Annotated in this window: 12 protein-coding genes; 9 read left to right on the forward strand and 3 right to left on the reverse strand. The window is 70.7% G+C overall.

The annotated features are described in order from the left end of the window. Window positions 1-23 precede the first annotated feature (23 nt). From IEY55_RS31995 to IEY55_RS10900, 3 genes are read right to left on the reverse strand one after another with little or no spacing between them, the layout of a single operon-like run. Complete coding sequence (locus tag IEY55_RS31995; protein ID WP_229686256.1) at window positions 24-821, reverse strand: hypothetical protein; 798 nt, start codon at window positions 819-821, stop codon at window positions 24-26. A gap of 60 nt (window positions 822-881) precedes the next feature. Beyond that, window positions 882-2198, reverse strand: a complete 1317-nt coding sequence (locus tag IEY55_RS10895) for an ABC transporter permease (protein WP_229686257.1) — start codon at window positions 2196-2198, stop codon at window positions 882-884. Further along, entirely contained in the window at window positions 2195-3115 is a 921-nt protein-coding gene (locus tag IEY55_RS10900) for an ABC transporter ATP-binding protein (RefSeq protein ID WP_189056655.1), read from the reverse strand. Before IEY55_RS10900 ends, IEY55_RS10895 begins: the two co-directional genes overlap by 4 nt. Window positions 3116-3590: 475 nt before the next feature. On the opposite strand from IEY55_RS10900, the gene IEY55_RS10905 reads away from it, so the two are divergent. From IEY55_RS10905 to IEY55_RS10945, 9 genes are all read left to right on the forward strand, one after another. Then, a complete protein-coding gene (locus IEY55_RS10905; RefSeq protein WP_189056657.1) occupies window positions 3591-10550 on the forward strand; it encodes a type I polyketide synthase in 6960 nt (2319 codons plus the stop codon). A gap of 5 nt (window positions 10551-10555) precedes the next feature. Next, on the forward strand, window positions 10556-15082 hold the full coding sequence (locus IEY55_RS10910) for a type I polyketide synthase (RefSeq protein WP_189056659.1): 4527 nt from the start codon (window positions 10556-10558) through the stop codon (window positions 15080-15082). Next, window positions 15079-15396, forward strand: a complete 318-nt coding sequence (locus IEY55_RS10915; RefSeq protein ID WP_189056661.1) for an acyl carrier protein — start codon at window positions 15079-15081, stop codon at window positions 15394-15396. The genes IEY55_RS10910 and IEY55_RS10915 overlap by 4 nt, the downstream gene beginning before the upstream one ends. 3 nt (window positions 15397-15399) lie before the next feature. After that, window positions 15400-16254 carry an alpha/beta fold hydrolase gene (locus IEY55_RS10920; RefSeq protein ID WP_189056662.1) on the forward strand — a complete coding sequence of 285 codons (855 nt, stop codon included), beginning with the start codon at window positions 15400-15402 and terminating at the stop codon, window positions 16252-16254. Further along, window positions 16251-17429 (forward strand): glycosyltransferase, encoded by a 1179-nt coding sequence (locus IEY55_RS10925; RefSeq protein WP_189056664.1) that lies wholly within the window; start codon window positions 16251-16253, stop codon window positions 17427-17429. Before IEY55_RS10920 ends, IEY55_RS10925 begins: the two co-directional genes overlap by 4 nt. Before the next feature lie 14 nt (window positions 17430-17443). Continuing rightward, a complete protein-coding gene (locus IEY55_RS10930) occupies window positions 17444-18613 on the forward strand; it encodes a class I SAM-dependent methyltransferase (RefSeq protein WP_229686258.1) in 1170 nt (389 codons plus the stop codon). Between the two features lie 184 nt (window positions 18614-18797). After that, complete coding sequence (locus tag IEY55_RS10935; RefSeq protein ID WP_189056666.1) at window positions 18798-18950, forward strand: hypothetical protein; 153 nt, start codon at window positions 18798-18800, stop codon at window positions 18948-18950. Window positions 18951-18954: 4 nt separating this feature from the next. Then, window positions 18955-20826: a DEAD/DEAH box helicase gene (locus tag IEY55_RS10940; RefSeq protein WP_229686259.1), complete on the forward strand. Its 1872-nt coding sequence runs from the start codon at window positions 18955-18957 to the stop codon at window positions 20824-20826. Then, window positions 20826-21443 (forward strand): SWIM zinc finger family protein, encoded by a 618-nt coding sequence (locus tag IEY55_RS10945; RefSeq protein ID WP_189056668.1) that lies wholly within the window; start codon window positions 20826-20828, stop codon window positions 21441-21443. Before IEY55_RS10940 ends, IEY55_RS10945 begins: the two co-directional genes overlap by 1 nt. Window positions 21444-21567: the final 124 nt, after the last annotated feature.

The raw sequence follows: 21567 nt of genomic DNA on the forward strand, positions 1-21567 counted from the left end.
CGGCGACACGGCTGGGATCGGGGTCACGGTGGCGGGAACTCCATGGCGACTGCGGCCACCGCGTCCATCAGCTCGGGATCCGGTTGCCCGGCGACGGGCGTCGCCTCGGCCATGACGAACAGCGCACCGTCCTGACGCGAGTCGTAATGCTTGCCGATGAAGCGAATCCCCTGAAGTTCCAGCGCATTCCCAGCTATCGGAGTGATGTTGCCTGTGCCGTAGGTGTCCACCAACCCACGCAACCTCGTGGCGTCACCGGCGTTGCGCATCCGGACCCACGCCACGGACACGGCAATGATGTTGTCGTGCGCATCGCTGACGGCGAGCAGAGAACGTTGCAGCGAACGGCAGGGCGTCTGCATGAAGAACTTCTGCGTGTCTCCGAAGGAGTGTGGGACACACCTCAGCTCACGTCGTGCAACTCTCTTGATGCGCCGCAACCCCATGTGCCGCCACGCCTCGTCGTGCTTCCCCCTGTGAGCAGCCTTCCGGCTCTTGGCGGTCTTCGCCCGTAGGCCCTGCGCTACCGCCGATTCGGTGGCACCACCGATCGACGCCGCACCACCACCCAGCGCGCCCCCGCCGGCCGCGACGGAGACGGCCAGCACGGTCGCGGCGACCACCTTCCCACTCTTCCCGGATTTGCCGGTGATCGGTCGGACCCTGCCCTGCGGGTCGGTGAAGAAATCCGGCACGTCGGACGTCCCTCCTTCGCGAACAAAGGAGGAGATCGTCACCGAGCGGAGACCGACATGGAGGCGGATCGGGGTACGAATCGCCCGCACGGACCAGCGAGAGAAGTACATCTGGTCCTCGACCACCACGGATGTCGTAGCGACACCGGCGTCCAGGGGAGACGCGGGACCGGACGGGGAACGTGATCAGGCGTCGTCCCAGACGAACAGTTGCGAGGCGATCAGCGCGACGACAATGGCGAAGAGGAGCAACGCCACGACGGGGACAGTCAGCGCCTCCACACCCTGGCCCCGCACCATCACCCCGAGAAGACCATCCACCAGGTAGCGCAGCGGAAGCAGCTTGGACACCGTCTGCAGCCACTCCGGGGCCTTCTCGATCGGAAAGAACGTTCCGGATAGAAACCCCATGGTCAACACGAGCAGGTTGGCCAGCGCGCCGGCCGACTCCTCGGTCTTGGCGAACGAGCCGATCAGCATCCCGATCGAGAAGAAGGCCAGGGTGCCGACAACCAGCATCGGTAGCGCGAGGTACCACTGGCCGGACAGCCGCAGCCCGAAGACGGGGGCCGAGGCGACGCCGATGAACAACGCCGCCTGAACCACCGCGATCCCGATACTGAGCAGCAACCGGGAGGTGAGCACCGTGGCCACCGACACCGGGGCGAGCCGGAGCCGGCGCAGCACCTGTTTGCGGCGCCAGGACACCAGGGTCAGGGTCGCCCCGAGGATCGCCGAGCTGGACACCGCCAGGGACAGCGTGCCCGGGGTGATGAACTGGATCGCCTTGAGCGAGGAATCCTCGACCTGCCGGCTGTCCAACTTCACCGCCGGCGGCCGTCCCGAGCTTGCCAGGTTCACCTTGTCGACCACGCCACCCACCAGGCCCTGCACCGTTGTGGCCTCGGTCTGGTTGCTGGCCGCGAAGCGCAGCTGGACCGCGTTCCCGTTCACCACCAGCGCGGCCGGGACATCTCCCCGTTGCACCTTGGCGACGGCCTCGGTGGCCGAGCCCATCCGCTCCAGGTCGACGGCCCCGGCGCGCTGGAGAGCGGCCACGACGGGCCCGTCGCCGACCACCGCGATCCGGGTCTTGGTCGCGCTGTCGTCCCGGAAGAGCAACCCGAATACGACCAGGAACATCAACGGGAAGAGGAACGTGAAGAAGACACCGACCTTGTCCCGCGCGAAGCCCTTGGCCATCGCGGCCGAGAGACTGCGGAAGGAGTTGATCCAGGCACCGTTGTCCGGTTGCTCCTCGGCCTCGGGCGGCGGTGTCCGCTGTTGGATCCTGCTCGACAGGTCGGTGGTGGACGGGGGTGGCGCTTCCGGCGGCTCGAGGCTGCGCACCCCGTCCGGCACCACGCCGTTCGACGTGGAGCTGGCTGCCGGATGCCGCATCCGCACGGTTGGCTGATCGCTGGCGGCATGAACCAGCGGTGACGGGACCCACACGTACTCGGGTGGGCCGTCGCGGCGCCGGTCGCGTCGTGGCGCGCTCAAGCGCGATACCTCCGCCCGGTCAGGTGCAGGAAGACGTCCTCCAGGGTGGCGCTGCGCACCTGGAGGCCGTCCAACGCGCCTTGCTGTGCCAGGGTGGCGAGCACCGGAGCCGGGGTCCGGGTGGACACCGTCAGTGTTCCGGCCTCTTCGGCGACCTCGTCCACCCCGGGCACGGAACGGACCCGCTCCAAGGGCACCGCACCCGCCGGAACCAGCACCCTGGTCGGTGCGGCGAGCCCGCGGACCAGGTCGGCCGGCGGCGCCATGGCCAGGATCTGGCCGTGGTCCATGATCGCCACCCGGTCGCACAGCTCCTCGGCCTCGTCCAGGTGGTGCGTCGTGTACACGATCGTCTTCCCGCGTTCCCGGATGGCGCGTAGCACGTCCCACAGGTTGCGGCGGGCCTGCGGGTCCAGCGCCGCGGTGGGTTCGTCGAGAAAGACGATGTCCGGGTCGTGGGCCAGCGCGCACGCGATCGACAGCCGCTGCCGCTGGCCACCGGAGAGCTTGTTCTCCCGGGTGTCGGCCTTCTCCGTCAGGCCGACCAGCTCCAGCATGTCGGCGGCGGTCCCACGACCGACCCCGTAAAGCGAGGCAACCGTTTCCAACTGTTCCTTCACGGTCAGCCGCTCGAAGAACGACGATGCCTGCAGCTGCACACCGATCCGGCGGAGCAGGTGTTTCTTCCGCGGCCACGGGCGGTGCCCGAGCAGCCAGACGCTGCCGGAGTCCGGCTCCCGCAAACCCTCGATGATTTCCAGGGTCGTGGTCTTACCGGCCCCGTTCGGGCCCAGGATCCCGAAGAACTCACCCTCGGCCACGGTGAACGACACCCCGTCAACAGCCTGATGGTTTCCGTATCGCTTCCGAAGCTCGTGGACGATGATCGCCGTGCCGGCGTCGCCGAGCCGAGACATGTGCGCACGGTAGCCCATCGCGCCATCGGTTGGGCAGATATTCGCCGGCAGGCTCACAGATCGGCCGCGTCCCTGCTCATTGGGTCCGCCCGGGCGGACGTATCGCGACTCCGCGAATTGTTCCACCCGTGCTCGGTCAACTCTTGACCCGACTTTTCATGGTGTGTAGATTTTTCCGGTTCTCCAATGATCTTTGTCGACCGCTTCCAGGCCGTCGATCCCGTTTGCTGGGCCGGATCCGTGCTCCGGTCCGGTTGTTCCGCCCTGGTAGCGGAAGTGGGATAACGTGAAGGTAAAGCTGTGACCAAGGAAACTTACCCATCTTGCGGTAGTCGGGAACTTGATGATTCGTCCGCGATGGGGTAATTTAGCTGTGACGTTCACGGGAAAGCGCCGTTAACCGGGTTGCCCATGCCGCCCCTTCCCGCAATTCTTGCCGTCGAGGGCAGTGATATTTCATCGCCGGGGAGCCTGGATGACCGACTCGCCAGTGGCCGACGCCGTGCTGGGCGTCAGCCCGTTCGGAGAGCCCAACGCAAGACTCGTCGCCGCGGTCGGCCGTGCCGGTGGGCTGGGCGTGCTCGACCTCGGTCGCGGCGACCGCCGGAGCAGGGAGGCGCTGGCCCGTGCCGGCCGGTGGTCACCGGTCCCGTTCGGGGTCCGGGTGGCCGCGGGCTGTGCACTCGAACCGGCGGACCTGTCCCGGGCCGACGACCTGCACGGCCGGGTGACCACCGTCCTGCTCGGTGCCGGGACGCCGTGGCGGGTGGCGGATCTCCAGCCGCACTACCGGGTCCTCGTCGAGGTGACCAGCCACGACGAGGCGGCCCGCGCGGTGCGCGACGGGGCGGACGGCCTCGTCGCCCGCGGCAACGAGTGCGGTGGCCGCGTCGGTGAGCTGAGCACCTTCGTGCTGCTCCAGCAGCTCGTGGCGGCACGGGACGTGGACGTGCCCGTGTGGGCGGCGGGTGGTATCGGCCCGCGTACCGCGGCCGCGGCCGTCGTCGGTGGCGCCGCCGGTGTGGTGCTGGACACCCAGCTCGCCCTGCTGGCCGAGTCCGACCTACCCGGGGACGTCGCCGCGGTGATCCGTGGCATGGACGGCTCGGAGACCACCGTGGTGGCCGGGTACCGGGTGCTGACCCGGCGCGGGCCGGACGCGACGAAGCCCGTGGCCGACGGCGAGATCGTCGACCGGCTCGGCGCCCGCGACCTCCGTACCCAGCTGGTGCCCGTCGGCCAGGACGGCTTCCTTGCCGACCGGTTCGCCCGGCGGTGGGGCGACGCCGCCACCGCGGTGCGCGCGGTGATCAGCGCCATCCAGGACACCGTGCGCGACGACCGGGCCGCGGCGGCGCTCCGCCCCGGTTCGCCGATGAGCCGCGCCCTGGGCACCCGGTTCCCGGTCGTGCAGGGACCGATGACCAGGGTCAGCGACCAGCCGCCGTTCGCCGACGCCGTGGCCGCCGACGGCGGGCTGCCGTTCCTCGCGCTGGCGCTGGCCAACCGCGATCAGACCCGGGCGATGCTGGAACAGACCAGCGCACGGCTTCGGGACCGGCCGTGGGGCGTGGGCGTGCTGGGCTTCGCCCCCGAGGAGATCCGCGCCGGCCAGCTCGAGGTCATCCACGACGTGCGGCCGCCGTTCGCGATCATCGCGGGCGGCCGGCCCAGCCAGGCGGATGCGCTGGAGCAGGAGGGCATCGAGACCTTCCTGCACGTGCCGTCGGCCCGGTTGCTCGCCCAGTTCCTGGAGTCCGGCGCCCGCAAGTTCGTGTTCGAGGGTGCCGAGTGCGGCGGCCACGTCGGCCCGCGCAACAGCTTCCCGTTGTGGGAGGCGCAGATCGAGGTGCTCACCGAGTACCTTGACCGGGTCGGTGACCGCGCGGAAAGATCACCCGCCGACGAACTGCGAGTGCTGTTCGCCGGCGGTATCCACGACGAGCGTTCCGCGGCGATGGTGGCCGCCCTCGCCGCGCCACTGGCCGAGCGCGGCGTCGCCGTCGGTGTGTTGATGGGCACCGCCTACCTGTTCACCGAGCAGGCCGTCGAGTGCGGCGCCATCCAGCCGTTGTTCCAGGAACGCGTGGTGACCGCGCGCGAGACCGAGTTGCTGGAGACCGCACCCGGTCACGCCACCCGGTGCGTGCGCAGCTCCTTCACCGAGAGCTTTCGGGCGGTCAAGGACGAGCTGCGCGAACGCGGGGTGTCCGAGCGGGAGGCATGGCAGACCCTGGAGGGCCTCAACCTCGGCAAGCTGCGCCTGGCCAGCAAGGGGGTCGAGCGGGTCGGTCCGGACCTGGTCCAGGCCGACCGGGACCGGCAGGACGCCGAGGGCATGTTCATGGCCGGCGAGGTCGCGGTCCTGCGGTCCGGGGTGACCACCATCGGCGCACTGCACGAGACCGTCAGCACGGCGGCCGCGGACTTCCTCACCGCGCGCGCCGCCCGCCTGCGCGCCGAGTTCGGCCTGACCGACGTGACCGTGGTCGAGCCCTCCGAGCCGGAGCCACTGGACATCGCCGTCGTGGGAATGTCCTGCATGTTCCCGGACGCTCCCGATCTGGCCAGCTTCTGGCGGAACGTGGTCGGCGGGGCCGACGCGGTCCGTGAGGTGCCAGCGGAGCGTTGGGACACCACGATCTACTACTCGCCCGAGGGCGGTTCCGGCGGGAGCGTGTCCAAGTGGGGCGGGTTCCTCCCGGACATCCCGTTCGACGCGCTGCGGTACGGCATCCCGCCGACGACGCTGAGTGCCATCGAGCCGGTCCAGCTGCTGGCGCTGGAGGCCGCGTGGCGGGCGCTGGTGAACGCCGGCTACGGCGAGCGGGAGTTCAACCGGCAACGCACCTCGGTGGTGTTCGGCGCCGAGTCGGGTAGCGACCTCGGCAGCGCCCTGGCGTTGCGGGGCGCGCTGCCGGCCTACCTCGGCGAGGTGCCCGCCGCACTGGGCGAGCAGCTGCCCGAGCTGACCGAGGACACCTTCCCCGGGATGCTGGCCAACGTCATCTCCGGCCGGATCGCCAACCGGCTCGACCTTGGTGGCGCCAACTACACGGTGGACGCCGCCTGCGCGTCCTCGCTGGCCGCCCTCGACGTGGCGTGCAAGGAGCTGGTGAACGGTACCAGCGAGATGGTGCTGTGCGGCGGTGCGGACCTGCACAACGGAATCCAGGACTACCTGCTCTTCACCTCGGTGCACGCGTTGTCGCCGACCGGGCGGTGCCGCACGTTCGACAACTCGGCGGACGGCATCGTGCTCGGCGAGGGCGTGGCGTGCGTCGTGCTCAAGCGGTTGGCCGACGCCGAACGGGACGGCGACAAGATCTACGCGGTGATCAAGGGCGTGGGTCGGTCCAGCGACGGCAAGGCGCTCGGCCTCACCGCACCGCGGCCCGCGGGCCAGCGGCTCGCGCTGGAACGCGCCTACCGCAACGCCGCCATCTCGCCCGCACAGGTGGGAATGGTCGAGGCGCACGGCACCGGGACGGTTGTCGGTGACCGCACCGAGTTGACCGTGCTCGGCGAGATGTTCAGCGAATCCGGGGCCGAGCCCGCCAGCTGCGCCGTGGGGTCGGTGAAATCGCAGATCGGACACACCAAGTGCGCGGCGGGACTGGCCGGCCTGATCAAGGTGGTGCTGGCGCTGTACACCGGGGTCCGGCCGCCCACCCTGCACGTCACCAAGCCCAACCCCGCCTGGGACGCCGAGTCCAGCCCCTTCACCTTCTCCACGGTCGCGCGACCGTGGGCGACCCCGGTGGCGGAACGGATCGCCGGCGTCAGCGCGTTCGGCTTCGGCGGCACCAACTTCCACGTCGTCGTGCAGGGCTACGACGACGGTCCCCCGCCGGCGCACGGGCTCGACGAGTGGCCGGCCGAGCTGTTCACCTTCCGCGGCGCCGACCACGAGGCCGCGCTGCGCGAGGTCGAACGGTTGGTCAAGCTGGCCGGCGAGAACGGGCGGTGGCGGCTGCGCGACCTCGCGTTCGCCGCGGCACGTCGTGCCGAGTCCCGGGACCTTCCGGTGCAGATCGCGGTCGTGGCCGACGACGAGGACCAACTGCGTACCCTGCTGCAGCGTGCGCTGGCCGGCGAGGACGATCCGGCCGCGGGCCTGTTCCGCGCCGAACCGGCCACCGACGACACGGATGCCGGCAAGGTGGCGTTCCTGTTCCCCGGCCAGGGAAGCCAGGAACCGGGGATGCTTGCCGACCTGTTCGTCGCCTTCCCCGAGTTGCAACGTTATCTCCAGCTCGGTAGCAGGTGGGCCGACGTGATCTACCCGCCGACGGCCTTCGACGCGGACGCCGCACGGGAACAGCAGGAACGGCTCACCGACACGCGAGTTGCCCAACCGGCGCTGGGGATCGTCGGCCTGGCCTCCTACGAGCTACTCGCGAAGGCCGGTGTGCGGCCGGACATGATGGCCGGCCACAGCTACGGCGAGCTGGTTGCGTTGTGTGCGGCCGGCGCGTTCGACCCGCCCGCCCTGCTGGACCTGAGCGAGGCCCGGGCGGAGGCGATCCTGTCCGCCTCCGGTGACGATCCGGGTGCGATGGCCGCGGTGTCCGCCGAGGCCGGGCCGGTCGTGGCGGCCCTGGCCGAGGCCGGGCTCGCCGAGCAGGTCGTTCCCGCCAACATGAACTCCCCGAAGCAGACCGTGATCTCCGGACCAACCCCGGCGATCGAAGAGGCCGTGGAGCGGTTGCGCGCGGCCGGCCTGGGGGCCAAGCGGATCAAGGTCGCCTGCGCGTTCCACAGCCCGCAGCTCGCCCAGGCCGGTCCCCGCTTCGCCGAGGCCCTGGCCGCACAGCCGGTGCACCGCCCGGAGATTTCGGTGTGGTCGAACGGCAGCGCGGCCCGTTATCGCGAGGAACCGGACCAGATACGGGCCGAGCTGGTGGCACAGATCAGCTCCCCGGTACGGTTCGTCGACGAGATCGAGGCGATGTACCAGGCCGGCGCGCGGGTGTTCGTCGAGGCCGGCCCGGGTTCCACGCTGACCCGGCTGGTGTCGGCGATCCTCGTCGACCGTCCACATAAGACGGTCACCTGCGCGGCCGGCCGGGACAAGGGGCTGCGCGGCTTCCTCCTGGCGCTCGCGCAACTGGCCACGGCCGGGGTGCGCATCCACACCAGCTGGCTCTTCCAGGGCCGGGACGCGGTCGACGCGTACCAGGAAGCGCCGGTGGAGCAACCCAGGTGGGTTGTCAACGGCCAGCTGGTTCGGACCGTCAACGGCGATCCACTCCCCAACGCCTACACCCCGCCGCGACGGGTCACCCTGGAAGGAGTCCTGGTGCAGGCCAACGGCAGCTCCCACGGCGTCACCGACCGAGAAGAACTCGTCGCACAGTTCCTGCAGGCCAGTCGGGAGATGGTGGCCGCGCAACGGGACGTGTTGCTCAGCTACCTCGGCGGGGTCCCCGCACCGGCCACCCTGCCCACGCCGGTGCAGGTGTCCCAGCAACTGCCGGCGATCACGTCGCCGACCGACCAGCTCCTCGCGCCGGAACCGGCGGCGAGCACCGCGGAGCAGCCCACCGCGGAGCAGCCCACCGCCAAGCCCGCGGAACGCGCGCAACTGTCCGAACAGGACCTGCTGGACGCGGTCCTCGGGATCATCAGCGAGCGCACCGGTTATCCGGTGGACATGATCGAGCCGGACCTGGACCTGGAGGCCGACCTCAGCATCGACTCGATCAAGCGGGCCGAGATCGTTGGCGAGCTGGCGACCAAGCTCGGCGGCCCCGCGGACGGCGCGGTCGAGATCGACGACACCGAGCTGGAGGAGCTGGCCAAGACCCGTACCGCCGCCAGCATCGTCGAGTGGCTGGTGAACCGCCTGTTGGCGGGCGGCGACAGCCCCACCGCCGACGCCGCGGACGCTGCCGGAACGCCCGCCGGAACGGATGCGCCGGTGGCAGAGCCCACGAAGGAGCCCGCGCTCAAGGCGGTGGCACCGCAGCGGTTGGTGTTGCGCGAGGTGACGCTGCCCGAGACCACTCCCGCAGAGCAGGCGGACCACCTGCGCGGCAAGCGATTCGTTGTGCTGGGGGAGGGCACCGACCTGGCGACCCGCCTGGCGGAGAAGCTCGCGGAGCACGGGGCGGAAGTTGTCGTCTGCGACGCCTCCCACGAGATCGGTGAGCCGGACGGCACCGTGGACGGCGTCCTCCATCTCGCCGCACTGTCCGAGTCGGACGTTCCGGTGCTGCCGGACTCCTTCCCCGCCTTCCGGGCCGCCCTGCTGGCCAAGCCGCGGTGGCTGGTCGGTATCCGGGCGGTGGCCGGGTCCGGTCACCACGAGCGGGGCGTGGGCATGGCCGGCCTGTTCCGCACGATCTCCCGCGAGCACCCGGACATCCGCGCGCGGCTGGTGGAGGTCGACCCCGCCCGACCCGCGGTGGACCTGGCCTCCGACGTCCTCGCCGAACTGCTGGCCCCCGACGAGGCCCCGGTCGTCTCGCGGGCCGGCGGCCCCCGGGTGGGGCTGGAGCTGGTGCGGACCGACCTCGGCTCGCTGGCCACCAACGGGGCCGGCCCGGCCGGCGAGGGTGCGGCCGAGGCCGACGCCCTCGGCCTGGACCGGGACTCGGTGGTGTTGCTGGTCGGTGGGGCGCGGGGGATCACCGCCCGGTTCGCGGCCACGCTCGCCGCGGCCAGCCGGTGCCGGATCGAGCTGGTGGGACGCACCCCGCTGCCCGCGGAGCCCGCGGACCCGGCCATCGCGGCCGCGACCGACGCCACGGCGCTGCGGGCCGCGCTGGTCGCCCAGGGCCTGCGCTCGCCCGCCGAGATCGAGCAGGCGGTCGGCCGCATCCTCGCCCAGCGCGAGGTGACGGCGACCCTCGCCGAACTTCACGAGCTGGGCAGCCAGGCCCGTTACCAGGCCGTCGACGTCCGCGACCCGGAGACGGTGCACAAGCTCGTCAAGGAGGTGCACGCCGAGCACGGCCGCCTCGACGGCATCGTCTACGCCGCCGGCGTCATCGAGGACAGGCTGGCCGTGGAGAAGCAGCCGGAGTCCTTCCGCCGGGTCTTCGACACCAAGGTCTCCGGCGCGCGCGAGCTGCTCGGCGCCGTCGCGGAGCTGCCCGACGCGCCGCGGTTCGCCGTGTTGTTCGGCAGCATCGCGGCGGTGCTCGGCAACCGCGGGCAGATCGACTACGCCGCGGCCAACGACGCGTTGCAGAGCCTGGGCGCGCAGTGGGCGGCCCGCACCGGGGGCCGCGGGCTCACCGTCCACTGGGGACCGTGGGCCCCGGTCGGTGTGCACGGCGGCATGGTGAGCCCGGAGCTCGGTCGCGAGTACGCCCGCCGCGGCGTGGAGCTGATCGACCCGGAGGAAGGGACGCTGGCGCTGCTCCGCGAGCTGGCCTGGGGAGAGCACACCGTCGACTCGGTCGTCTACGCAGCCCCTGGCTGGTGATGCCCATGGAGCCGAACACGCCCGTTGCGATCGTCGGGATGGCGGTGATCCTGCCCGGCGCCGGAGACCTGCAGACCTACTGGCACAACCTGGTCAACGGCGTCGACGCGATCACCCAGGTGCCCGACAACCGGTGGGACCCGGTCTTCTACCGACCGGAGGCGGCGCAGGGCCCGGCCCGGGCGCACGAGATCTACTGCCGGCGCGGTGGGTTCGTGGACGAGTTCGCCGAGATCGACGTGACCCAGTTCGGGATCATGCCGGCCTCGATCCCCGGCACCGAACCCGACCAGTTCCTGGCGTTGAAGGTGGCCGCGGACGCCATCACCGACGCCGGTGGCGCGGACCGGCTGCCCACCGACCGGGACCGGATCGGCGTCATCCTCGGCCGGGGTGGGTACATGGTCGCCGGCCAGGCCCGGCTGGCCCAACGGGTCAGCACCGCCGCGCAGCTGGTGCGCACGCTGGGCCAGCTGCTGCCGGAACTGACCCCGGAACAGCTGGAACGGGTGCGCGCCGCCTACGCCGACCACCTGGGGCCCGAGCACCCGGAGTCGGCGATCGGCCTGGTGCCCAACCTGACCGCCTCCCGGATCGCCAACCGGCTCGACCTGCGCGGCCCCGCCTACACGGTGGACGCGGCCTGTGCCTCCTCACTGGTGGCGGTCGAGCACGCCGTGCGCGAGCTGGCCAGCGGACACTGCGACGTGGTGCTGGCCGGCGGGGTACACCACTGCCACGACATCTCGTTCTGGAGCGTCTTCTCCCAGCTGCGCGCGCTGTCCCCGACCGAGGCCATCCGTCCCTTCGACCGCAGGGCTGACGGAGTGCTGATCGGTGAGGGCACCGGGGTGGTGCTGCTGAAGCGGTTGGCCGACGCCGAGCGGGACGGTGACCGGATCTACGCCGTCATCCGCGGCACCGGCGTCGCCAGCGACGGACGGGCCGCCAGCCTGTTCAACCCCGACCCGGGTGGACAGGAGCGGGCGGTCCGGCAGGCATGGCGGATGGCCGGCCTGGACCCCACCGCGCCGGACGCGCTCGGGCTGCTGGAAGCGCACGGAACCGCCACCCCCGCCGGTGACGCCGCCGAGCTGTCCACCGTGGCCGCGGTCTTCGGCCCGGACCAGGGTGATGGTGCGCGCAACGGTGCTCGACCGATCATCGGCTCGGTGAAGTCGATGATCGGGCACGCCATGCCGGCCGCCGGGGTGGCCGGGCTGGTCAAGGCGGCGCTGGCCGTCTACCACGGCACGCTCCTGCCCACCCTGCACTGCGACGACCCGCACCCGACGCTGGCCCGGACCCGGTTCCGGCCCATCACCAGGGCCGAGCCGTGGGAGACCGACGGGCAGCGGGTCCGCCGTGCCGGGGTCAACGCCTTCGGCTTCGGCGGAATCAATGCGCACGTCATCCTCGAACAGGCGCCGTCCGGTCCGGCTCTGGTTCCGCCGCCGCGGGTCTCGGTCCGCGAGCCGGAGCGGGTGTTGCGCCTGACCGCCGACAGCCCGGAGCAGCTGGCGCAGCTGCTCGACGCCGACGACACCACGGTGCTCGCGGCCGGGTCCGACCGGAACCCCGAGCAACCGGGCCGAACCCGGCTCGGCGTCGTGGAGCCCACGGCGCGGAAGCTCTCCCTGGCCAGGCGGATCGTCGGCAAGGGCCGCCCCTGGCGGGGCCGCAACGACATCTGGTTCACGCCCACCCCGCTGCTGAGCGGAGACGCCCCCGGGAAGGTGGCGTTCGTCTTCCCCGGACTGGAGGCGGAGTTCCGGCCCCGCGCTGACGACATCGTGGACCTCGTGGGGTTGCCCGACGGGTTGCACTCCTACGTCAGCCCCACCGACGATCCCATCGCGGCCGGTGACGTCACTCGGCACGCGCTCGGCGTACTGGGCCTCGGGCGCTTGCTGGACTCGGCCCTGCACCAGATGAAAATCGTGCCGGACGCAGTCGCCGGGCACAGCATCGGCGAGTGGATCGCGATGGTGACGAGCGGGCTGCTTGGTGAGGATGCCGCGACCGGGCTGCTGGATACGGTCGACCCGGACGTGCTGCATTTCCCCAGCCTGGTCTTTGCCGCCATCGGCGCACCGGCCGAGCGGGTACTGGAGGCGCTCACCGACTGGGACGGAATCGTGCTGTCCCACGACAACGCGCCCAACCAGTCGGTCGTCTGCGGATCCGCCGAGCGGGTCGAGGAGTTCGTGCGGTGGTTCCGGGCACGCAACGTGCTCAGCCAGACCCTGCCGTTCCGGTCCGGCTTCCACACCCCGATGCTGGAGCCGTACCTGGCGCCCGCCCGGGAGTCCGCCGAACAGTTCGAGTTCCACACGCCCACCGTGCCGATCTGGTCGGGGACGACCGCCGCACCGTACCCGGATGACCATGCCGCGGTGCGTCGACTGTTCATCCGGCACCTGCTGGAGCCGGTCCGCTTCCGCCCGTTGATCGCGGCCATGTACGACGCCGGGTTCCGGGTGTTCGTCCAGGTCGGCCTCGGGCAACTCGGCGCGCTGGTCGACGACGTCCTGCACGGGCAGGAACACCTGGCGATCTCGGCGGCCACCGCGAACCGCGACGGCCTCGCCCAGCTGAGCCGGGTTGCCACCGCGCTGTGGGTCGACGGCGGTGCCCCGGACACCGGCCTGCTGGGAGAACGACCCGTGAGCGGACGCGGCCACGCGGGCGAGCAGGCGCAGGCCAGGCAGCGGAACAACGGACGCCGCCCGACGAAGCTGGACCTCGGCTGCACGCTGATCTCGCTGGAGGACGAGGCCCGCCAGGAACTCGCACCACTGTTCGCGGGCAAGGGGAGCGGAAGCGGTGCCGATCTGTCCACACTGGACGGCTTTGTCGACCGGTTTCCGGCTGCCGGACAACTGCAGGCACTGCTGAAGGAGACGGCCGACACCGCCGCCGCGGTGATCGCGGCCGGAACCCGGGGCCCCGACCCGACCCGACCCGCACAACCAGCGGCGCCCACGCAACTGCGCACGACGCTCCGGGTGTCGTTGGAGGACATGCCCTACCTCCGCGACCACAGCCTGCTCCGGCAACCCGCGGACTGGCCGGATGACGGCGACCGGTTCCCGGTCGTGCCGGCGACCACGCTCATCGGGCACATGATGGAGTTCGCCGAGCAGGCGGCACCGGGGCGCAAAGCCGTTGCCGTGCACGACGTTCAGCTCTTCCGCTGGGTCACCGCTGTTCCCGCGGTGGACCTACCGGTCACGGTGACCCCGGAGGGGACCGACCGGGTCGCGGTGACCTTCGGGCAGTACTGCCGGGCAACCGTGGAGCTGACGGCGGGCTACCCGCAGGATCCACCGGCGCCGTGGCGACCCGAGCAGCTGGGTGCCGAGCAGCAGCCCGAGCTCACCGGCAAGGAGCTGTACACCAGGCGCTGGATGTTCCACGGCCCCCGGTTCCAGGGGGTCAGCGAGCTCGTCGGCGTCGGCGAGTCCCATGTGCGCGGGGTGATCACCACCCCGCCCGCCCCGGGCTCCCTGCTGGACAACGCGGGCCAGGTCTTCGGGTACTGGCCGCTGAGCAGGCTGACCGAGCGGAGCATGGTGCTGCCGATCGGGCTGCGCCGGGCCCGTTTCTTCGGCCCCCATCCCGAGCCGGGAACGCGCCTGGACTGCCTCGTCCGCTACACCACGATCAGCGACAGCCAGGTCGTGGGCGACATCCAGCTCGTTGCCGACGGGCGGGTCTGGGCCGAGCTGACCGGCTGGCGGGACCGGCGCTTCGAGAGCAACTTCGAACTGGACCGCCACCCGGACCGGACCGCGCTGGCCCGACGCCAAGCCGGCGGCTGGACACTGCTCTTCGAGGGATGGCCGGACGGGGCCTCCCGGGACATGTTCCTGCGCCGGCACTTCAACGACACCGAGCGGGCGGAGTTCGAGGGCCTGTCACCCCGCGGCCGCCGGCACTGGGTGCTGGGCCGGCTCGTCGTCAAGGACGCGGTCCGGCAGTGGCTGTGGGAGCACGGCGAGGACTCGGTGTTCCCCATCGAGATCCAGGTGGGCAACGACGCGACCGGCCGGCCGGTGGTGGCGGGCTGGTCCGGGCGAACGCTGCCCGGGCTGAACGTCTCGCTGGCCCACCGGGCCGAGGCCGGCGTGGCGCTGGTACGGCCCGCCGGCGGCGCGGACCAGCCCGGCGTGGGCATCGACATCGAGGAGATCGCCGACCGCGCCGAGGGCGCGCACCGGCTCGCGTTGGGCGATGCCGAGCGGGAGCTGCTGACCGCACGTGCCGCCGGGGGCGAGGAAGCGTTGTGGTTCACCCGGTTCTGGGCCGCCAAGGAAGCGGTGGCCAAGGCCGAGGGAACCGGCCTGCAGGGCCGCCCGCGGGGCTTCGCGGTCATCGCCGCTGGGCCGACCGAGCTCGTGGTTACGGCGGGGACGCGCCGATATCGGGTGCACTGCACGGAGGTCGCCAACCCACCCGGACTGCCCGCGCGGCAGTACGTGGTGGCGTGGACGGCCGGACCAACTTCGGATGAGGAGGCGGACGGGTGAGTATCGAGTACGCCCCGCTGGCCGCGGACGCCGACGTGGTGTTGGGCGAGGTCGCCGGGATGATCCGGGAGGTGCTCGAGGAGTACGAGCCCGAGGATCTCGAGATCGGCATGGCCACCAGGTTCGGCGAGGACCTGGAGTTCGAGAGCATCGACCTGGTGGCGATGGCCGACCATCTCAACGCGCGCTACGGCGAGGTGGTGAACTTCGCCGAGTACCTGGCAAGCATGGAGCTGGACGAGATCATCGAGCTCTCCGTCGGCCAGCTCGTCGAGTACATCGTCGCCTGCCTGCGTGCGGTCGAGGGAGGCTGAGCGGTGGCCAAGTTTCTTGCCAACGGTGTCCGCCACCACGTGCAGCGCCTACCCGCGCGGCAGGACTCGCCGGGGCCGGCGCCCGTCGTGGTCTTCGTCCACGGTGTCTTCATCGACACCCTGGCGAGCTTCTACTTCACGCTGGCGCCCGCGTTCGCGGCCGCCGGCTGCGAGGTGATCACCTATGACCTGCGCGGGCACGGCAAGAGCGAGCGCCCACCCAGCGGCTACCGGATCGACGACTTCGTCACCGACCTCGACGCGCTGCTGGACGAGATGGGGGTGACCGCCCCGGTCCACCTCGTCGGCAACTCCTTCGGCGGCACCGTGGCGTTCGGCCACGCCGTGCGCCGGCCGGACCGGGTGGCCAGCCTCACCGTCATCGAGTCCGGGCCCGCCACCCGGGCCTGGACCGAGATCATGGCCGGGGCGCTGTACAAGGTCACGGTGGAGCCGGACCAGGCGATGGCCTGGTTCACCACCGAGTTCGGCCGCACCGTCGCCAACCTGACGCCCCCGCAACAGGCCCATCTGGAACGGCTCGCGAGAGCGGCGACCCGGCTGATGGAGACGACCAGCATCGTCCTCGACATCCCCACCAGCACCACCGTCGACGACGAGGCCCTGCGGGCCGTGCGGACCCCGGTTCTGCTCCTCGTCGGAGGTGGCGGTCTGGTCAGCGACGAGACCGACCGCTTGCAGGCCCTCCTGCCCAGGTCCCGGACGGTCGTGATGCCCGGTTACAAGCACGCGGTGTTGGTCGAGGCGCCGCACCAGGTGGGCGAGGCCACCCTGGCGTGGATCCGTGAGCAGCACGCAGCGGCGACCCCGGCACCGGAGGAGGTGGAGACTGGGTGAGCCGGTTCCTGCTCGTCGTTCCCCCACTGGTGGGGCACATCAACCCGCTCGTCGGTGTCGCCGCCGAGCTGGTCGAGCGGGGACACGAGGTGGCCTGGGTGGGGGTGCCGGAACTGGTCCGGGGACTGTCGGGCGAGCACGCCACCGTGTTCCCCGCCGACGCCGGCGACGTGACCAAGGTACGGGACAGGCCCGCGGGGCTTCGTGGCATGGCCGCGCTGCGGGTGCTGTGGACGGACCTGCTCGTTCCGATGGCGGACTTCATGGCGCCGGGTGTGCGGGCCGCGATCGAGGAGTTCGTCCCGGACGTCATGGTCTGCGACCAGCAGGCGATGGCCGGGGGACTCCTCGCGGAGCTGCTGGGACTGCCATGGGCAACCTCGGCCAGCACCCCCACGGAGCTCACCACGGAGTATCTTCCCGGTGTCGAGTCCTGGATCGCCGAACAGGTCGACGGGCTGCGAGAACGGATCGGCGACCCGAAAAGCAAGATCGACCCGCGCTTCTCCCCGGATCTCGTGCTGGCGTTCACCACGCAAGCCCTGACCGGGTCGGACATCGAGGTCGGCGAGCAGGTGCGCTTCGTGGGGCCATCGATCGGCGCGCGGCCGCTCGTGGCCGACTTTCCCTGGGAGCGGCTGGATCCCGCGCGCAGGAAGGTACTGATCTCGCTGGGCACGGCCAATCCCGCGGCCGTGGAGCGGTTTTTGACGGTGTCGGCGGAGGCGGCTCTCGCACGGTCGAGCCAGCTGCAGGCGGTGATCGTCGATCCGAGCGGAGCCCTCGGGGAACCGGGGGACAACGTGATCGTCCGCCCGAAGGTTCCGCAGCTGTCACTGCTCCCGCACCTTGACGCGGTGGTCTGCCACGCCGGGCACAACACCGTCTGCGAGTCGCTGTGGCACGGGCTTCCCCTCGTGGTGGCACCGATCCGGGATGACCAGGGCGACGTGGCCAGCAAGGTGGTGGAGGCGGGTGCCGGGATACGTCTGCGGTTCACCCGCGCAACCGACCGGCACGTTGGCGACGCCATCGACCGTGTCCTCAATGAGCAGAGCTATCACGAGGCCGCACAACGGATCCAGCGTTCGTTCCGTGCCGCAGGGGGCTCCGTCGCGGCGGCGGAACACCTCGAACGCCTGAGTAGGAAACAGCACGCCGTGGCGAGTGGATAGGGGAGGCCATCGGCATGACGGGGATCAGCAGGCGCAGATGGTGGCTACGGCTCGGGCTCTTGGTGATGGTGCTGTTCGGGCTGGTACTCCGGCTCGTGCGCTCGGCAACCGAGCAGCCCAAGCCCGACAACGCACCGAGCCGGACCCAACAGGTGGCATCGCTACGCCTGACGTACCAGATCGATCTCGTCGACGGGGTGCAGCGCTTCTTCGAGGCCCGGCGTAACGACTGCCCGTGGTGCGGGTCGACGCAACTTCGGGTACGGCTGCGCACCACCGACCTGCTGCAGCACAAGCCCGGACGGTTCGTCCTGGAACAGTGCGAGCGCTGCGGGCACATCTTCCAGAACCCGCGGTTGACCCCCGACGGGCTCGAGTTCTACTACCGGGACTGCTACGACGGCCTGGGCGCCGACCTGATGGAGAAGGCGTTCAGCTCCCAGCGCAAGAACTACCTGTCGCGCGCCGAGACCGTCCGGCCCTACACCACGCCGAGGAACTGGCTCGACGTCGGCACCGGGCACGGCCACTTCTGCGAGGCGGCCCGTAGCGTGTTCCCCAACACCGTGTTCGACGGCCTCGACTTCACCGACGGGGTCGAGCTGGGGGCCGAACACGGCCGGATCGACCACGCCTATCGGGGACAGCTCGTCGAACTCGCCGATGAGCTGGCCGGTCGGTACGACCTGGTCAGCATGTTCCACTACCTCGAACACACCACCGAGCCGACACTGGAGCTGGAGGCGGCCCGAAAGGTCGTGCGGCCCGGCGGATACCTGCTCATCGACCTGCCCGACCCCGAGTGCCGGTACGGTCGCCTGCTCGGTCGGTACTGGATGCCGTGGCTGCAACCGCAGCACCTCAACATGATCCCGCTCGGCAACCTGCGCCAAAAGCTTCTCGGACTGGGATTCACCGTGGTCACCGAGCAACGTACCGAGGCACACCAGGGCGGAGACCTGCTCTCCTCGGCCGCACTGGCGATCAACCACCTGGCCCCTCAGGACGACCTCCCGTGGTTCCCCACACCACCGAGCGCCGCCCAGCAGGCGTTGCGCAACACCGTGTGGTTGAGCGCGATGCCGCTGCTGGTCGCCGGCGGTGTGGTCGACCGGCTCGTCACGCCGGTCGCGCAGCGGGCCCGGCTGACCAATGCCTACCGGGTCCTGGCCCAGCGGCACTAGGCACCGCCGCGAAAGGACCGGCTTCCGCGCCTACGCACCGCCGGCTGTAGCCGGTGATCGCGGCTTGCCAGACACCACGTCTCCCGGATTGTCAAGTTGCAAGTTGCCTTGAAGGAACCCGAATCGCGCCTATACTCGGCGGCCAGGTGATCGGTCGAGCTACGCAAGGCGAGGTGTGCCGGGCGTGCGAGACCAGCTGTTGCGGCTGGCCCTACGCGAGATGTTCGGCCGGCTGACCGCACTGGGGTTCAACATCGAGGAGATCACGAGGCGTGCTGAGCTGATCTTGTGGCGACGAGCAGTACCCACGCACGATCCACGACTGTCGGACCGGTGATCTGGTGCTCGAAACGATCCCTGACCGCATGCAGGCGACGTTCGATCCGGACAGCGCGCGGCTTGCGCTCTGGGGATCCGCGGACCCGGGGGAAGCCGCCCGCGCGTGCGGGCTTCCCGAAGGGGATCCGGGAACGCTGCGGGTGGCCCTGCCGGCCGGCTCCGGGACGCAGGTGGTACCCGCAGCTGTGCCGGCCCGCTTTCTCTCCCTGGAACCGGCGATGGCCGCGTTGCTGAGCCTGTCCGGTTCGGGCGAGACAAGCGCAACGGTGGAGTCATGGCGACGGGCGGCCCAACTCGTCACCGATGGGGCAGCACCGGCCGCATACGAGGAGTTGGCTGGCTGGATGCCGGTGGCCGCACACGCCGTGCTGCGGGCCGACGAGCAGGCCATCCCCACCCCGCACTCACTCCTTGCCGCCTTTCGCGACGCCGTTACCGCAAGCCGCGCCACCGCGCAGGTGATCCGCGGCGATCTGCGTGGCTACCAACAACGCGGCGTCGCATGGCTACGGACCCTCGGTGAGCGTGGCGGAGGTGGCATCCTCGCGGACGAGATGGGCCTGGGTAAGACGCTGCAGGCCATCTGCCTGTTGGCGGTCCGCGATGGCAACCGGCCGCACCTCGTGGTCTGCCCGACGTCGCTGGTGGGGACCTGGGAGCGGGAGCTGGAACGGTTCGCCCCGACCGTGCCGGTGGTGGCGTTCCACGGGTCGGCTCGCAGTCTGCCGGTCGGTCCGGCCGCGCCGGGCACGGTGGTGGTGACGAGCTATGCCGTGCTGCGCCGGGATATCGAGCGGCTCGGCGAAATCGCGTGGGATGTGGTGGTATTCGACGAGGCCCAGCAGGTCAAGAATCCGAGCGCCCAGGCCACACGGGCCGCGCGTGGCCTGGACGCCCGGGTGCGCCTGGCCATGACCGGAACACCCGTGGAGAACCGGCTCGACGACCTGTGGTCGATCATGTCCGTGACCAGTCCCGGTCTCCTCGGCCCGCGCGCCCGGTTCCGGGCGCGGTTCGCGGCGCCGATCGAGCAACGGCGCTCCGCACGCGCCGCCGAGCGACTCGCCGGTCTGCTCGAACCGCACCTGCTGCGGCGAACCAAGACCGAGGTCGCCGCCGACCTCCCGCCGAAGCAACACGTGCTCGTCATGTGCACGCTCACCCGTGAGCAGGCGGAGTTGTACCGGCGTTGCGTGGACGAGGCGTTCGACGCCGGGCTCGGGACAGGGCTGACTCGCCGCGGTCGTGTGCTGGGGTTGCTGACCCGGCTCAAGCAGGTCTGCAACCACCCCGCGCAGCTCCTCGGCGACACCGGCCCGCTCACCGGGCGTTCCGGAAAGCTCGACCGCAGCGCGGAGATGCTCGCCGAGATTGCGGCGAGCGGTGACCGGGCACTGGTCTTCACCCAGTACCGGGCCATGGGCGAGTTGCTCAGCCGACACCTGGCCGCGGTGTTGGAGGTGCCGTCGGTGCCGTTCCTGCACGGTGGCCTGCCCGCTGGTGCACGGGACAGGCTGGTCACCGCGTTCCAGGAGGCCGCTGACACCAGCCCGGTTCTCGTGCTCAGCCTGCGTGCCGCCGGCTACGGCCTGACCCTGACCAGGGCGAACCACGTGCTGCACTACGACCGGTGGTGGAACCCGGCCGTGGAGGACCAAGCCAGTGACCGGGTGCACCGAGTGGGGCAGCAGCGGACTGTCACGGTCCACACCCTGCTCACCGGCGGCACCGTGGAGGAACACATCGCCCGGCTGCACGAGGGCAAGCGGGGGCTGGCGGGCGTGGTCATTGGCGACGCCGAGGCCGCCTGGGCCGAGCTACCCGACCACGACCTACGTGAGCTGCTGGAGTTGAGCCGCGAGGGGGAGGGTTGATGGCAGAGCACGGAACCACCGCGTGGGGACGGGCCTGGCTGCGGATCGCCGAACCGACTACCGCCAAGGGCATTGACACCCGGTTGCCTCGGGCGCGGTCCCTGGCACGCCAAGACGCCGTGCACAATCTCGCGGCCGTGCCGGGTCAGGTCACTGGGACGGTCGTGGCCCGAGACCGCGAACATCGAGTTGACCTTCACGTGCCGACATGGGCCACCGAACAACGAGAACACGTTCTGCGCTGGATTGCCGACAATGCCGCCACGACCGCCGCCCTCCTCCGCGGTGACGCGCCCGACGAGCTGGCGGACTGGCTGGTCGCCGCCGGGATCGACGTGGCGCCCACTACCGCGCAGGTTGATGCCGGCTGTCCGTGTCGGGAACGGCGTCGGCCCTGCACGCACGCTCTTGCGGTTTGCTACGTACTCGTCCAACACATCGACGAGGAGCCGGCCCTCGCTCTCACCCTCCGCGGCCTCACCCGCCCCGAACCAGACCGGCGCTGGATCCCCTTGACAGAACTCAACCCGCGCGGCTTCTTCGAAGCGCGTACCGCCTTCGGCCGAGGGGGCGTGATTCTTGGCGAGGCGAGATCGGCCCGTAAACGTCAGCAATGATACCTGGCCGAGGCTGTAGGGTGGTCGAACTTCGACGGAATTAGTCGAACGGAACAATGTTCTTGAGAAAAGACCGATTACGAATACCATGAACTCGTGCGCAAAAATAATTCAGCTACGCCTA

The organism is Longimycelium tulufanense, from assembly GCF_014645795.1.
Classification (GTDB): Bacteria; Actinomycetota; Actinomycetes; order Mycobacteriales; family Pseudonocardiaceae; genus Longimycelium; species Longimycelium tulufanense.

What these genes read in the sequence shown, in the direction of transcription:
- IEY55_RS10930 (WP_229686258.1), top strand. Translation starts at nt 17,444, where the DNA reads ATGACGGGGATCAGCAGGCGCAGATGGTGGCTACGGCTCGGGCTCTTG.
- IEY55_RS10910 (WP_189056659.1), top strand. Translation starts at nt 10,556, where the DNA reads ATGGAGCCGAACACGCCCGTTGCGATCGTCGGGATGGCGGTGATCCTG.
- IEY55_RS10905 (WP_189056657.1), top strand. Translation starts at nt 3,591, where the DNA reads ATGACCGACTCGCCAGTGGCCGACGCCGTGCTGGGCGTCAGCCCGTTC.
- IEY55_RS10900 (WP_189056655.1), bottom strand. Translation starts at nt 3,115, where the DNA reads ATGTCTCGGCTCGGCGACGCCGGCACGGCGATCATCGTCCACGAGCTT.
- IEY55_RS10945 (WP_189056668.1), top strand. Translation starts at nt 20,826, where the DNA reads ATGGCAGAGCACGGAACCACCGCGTGGGGACGGGCCTGGCTGCGGATC.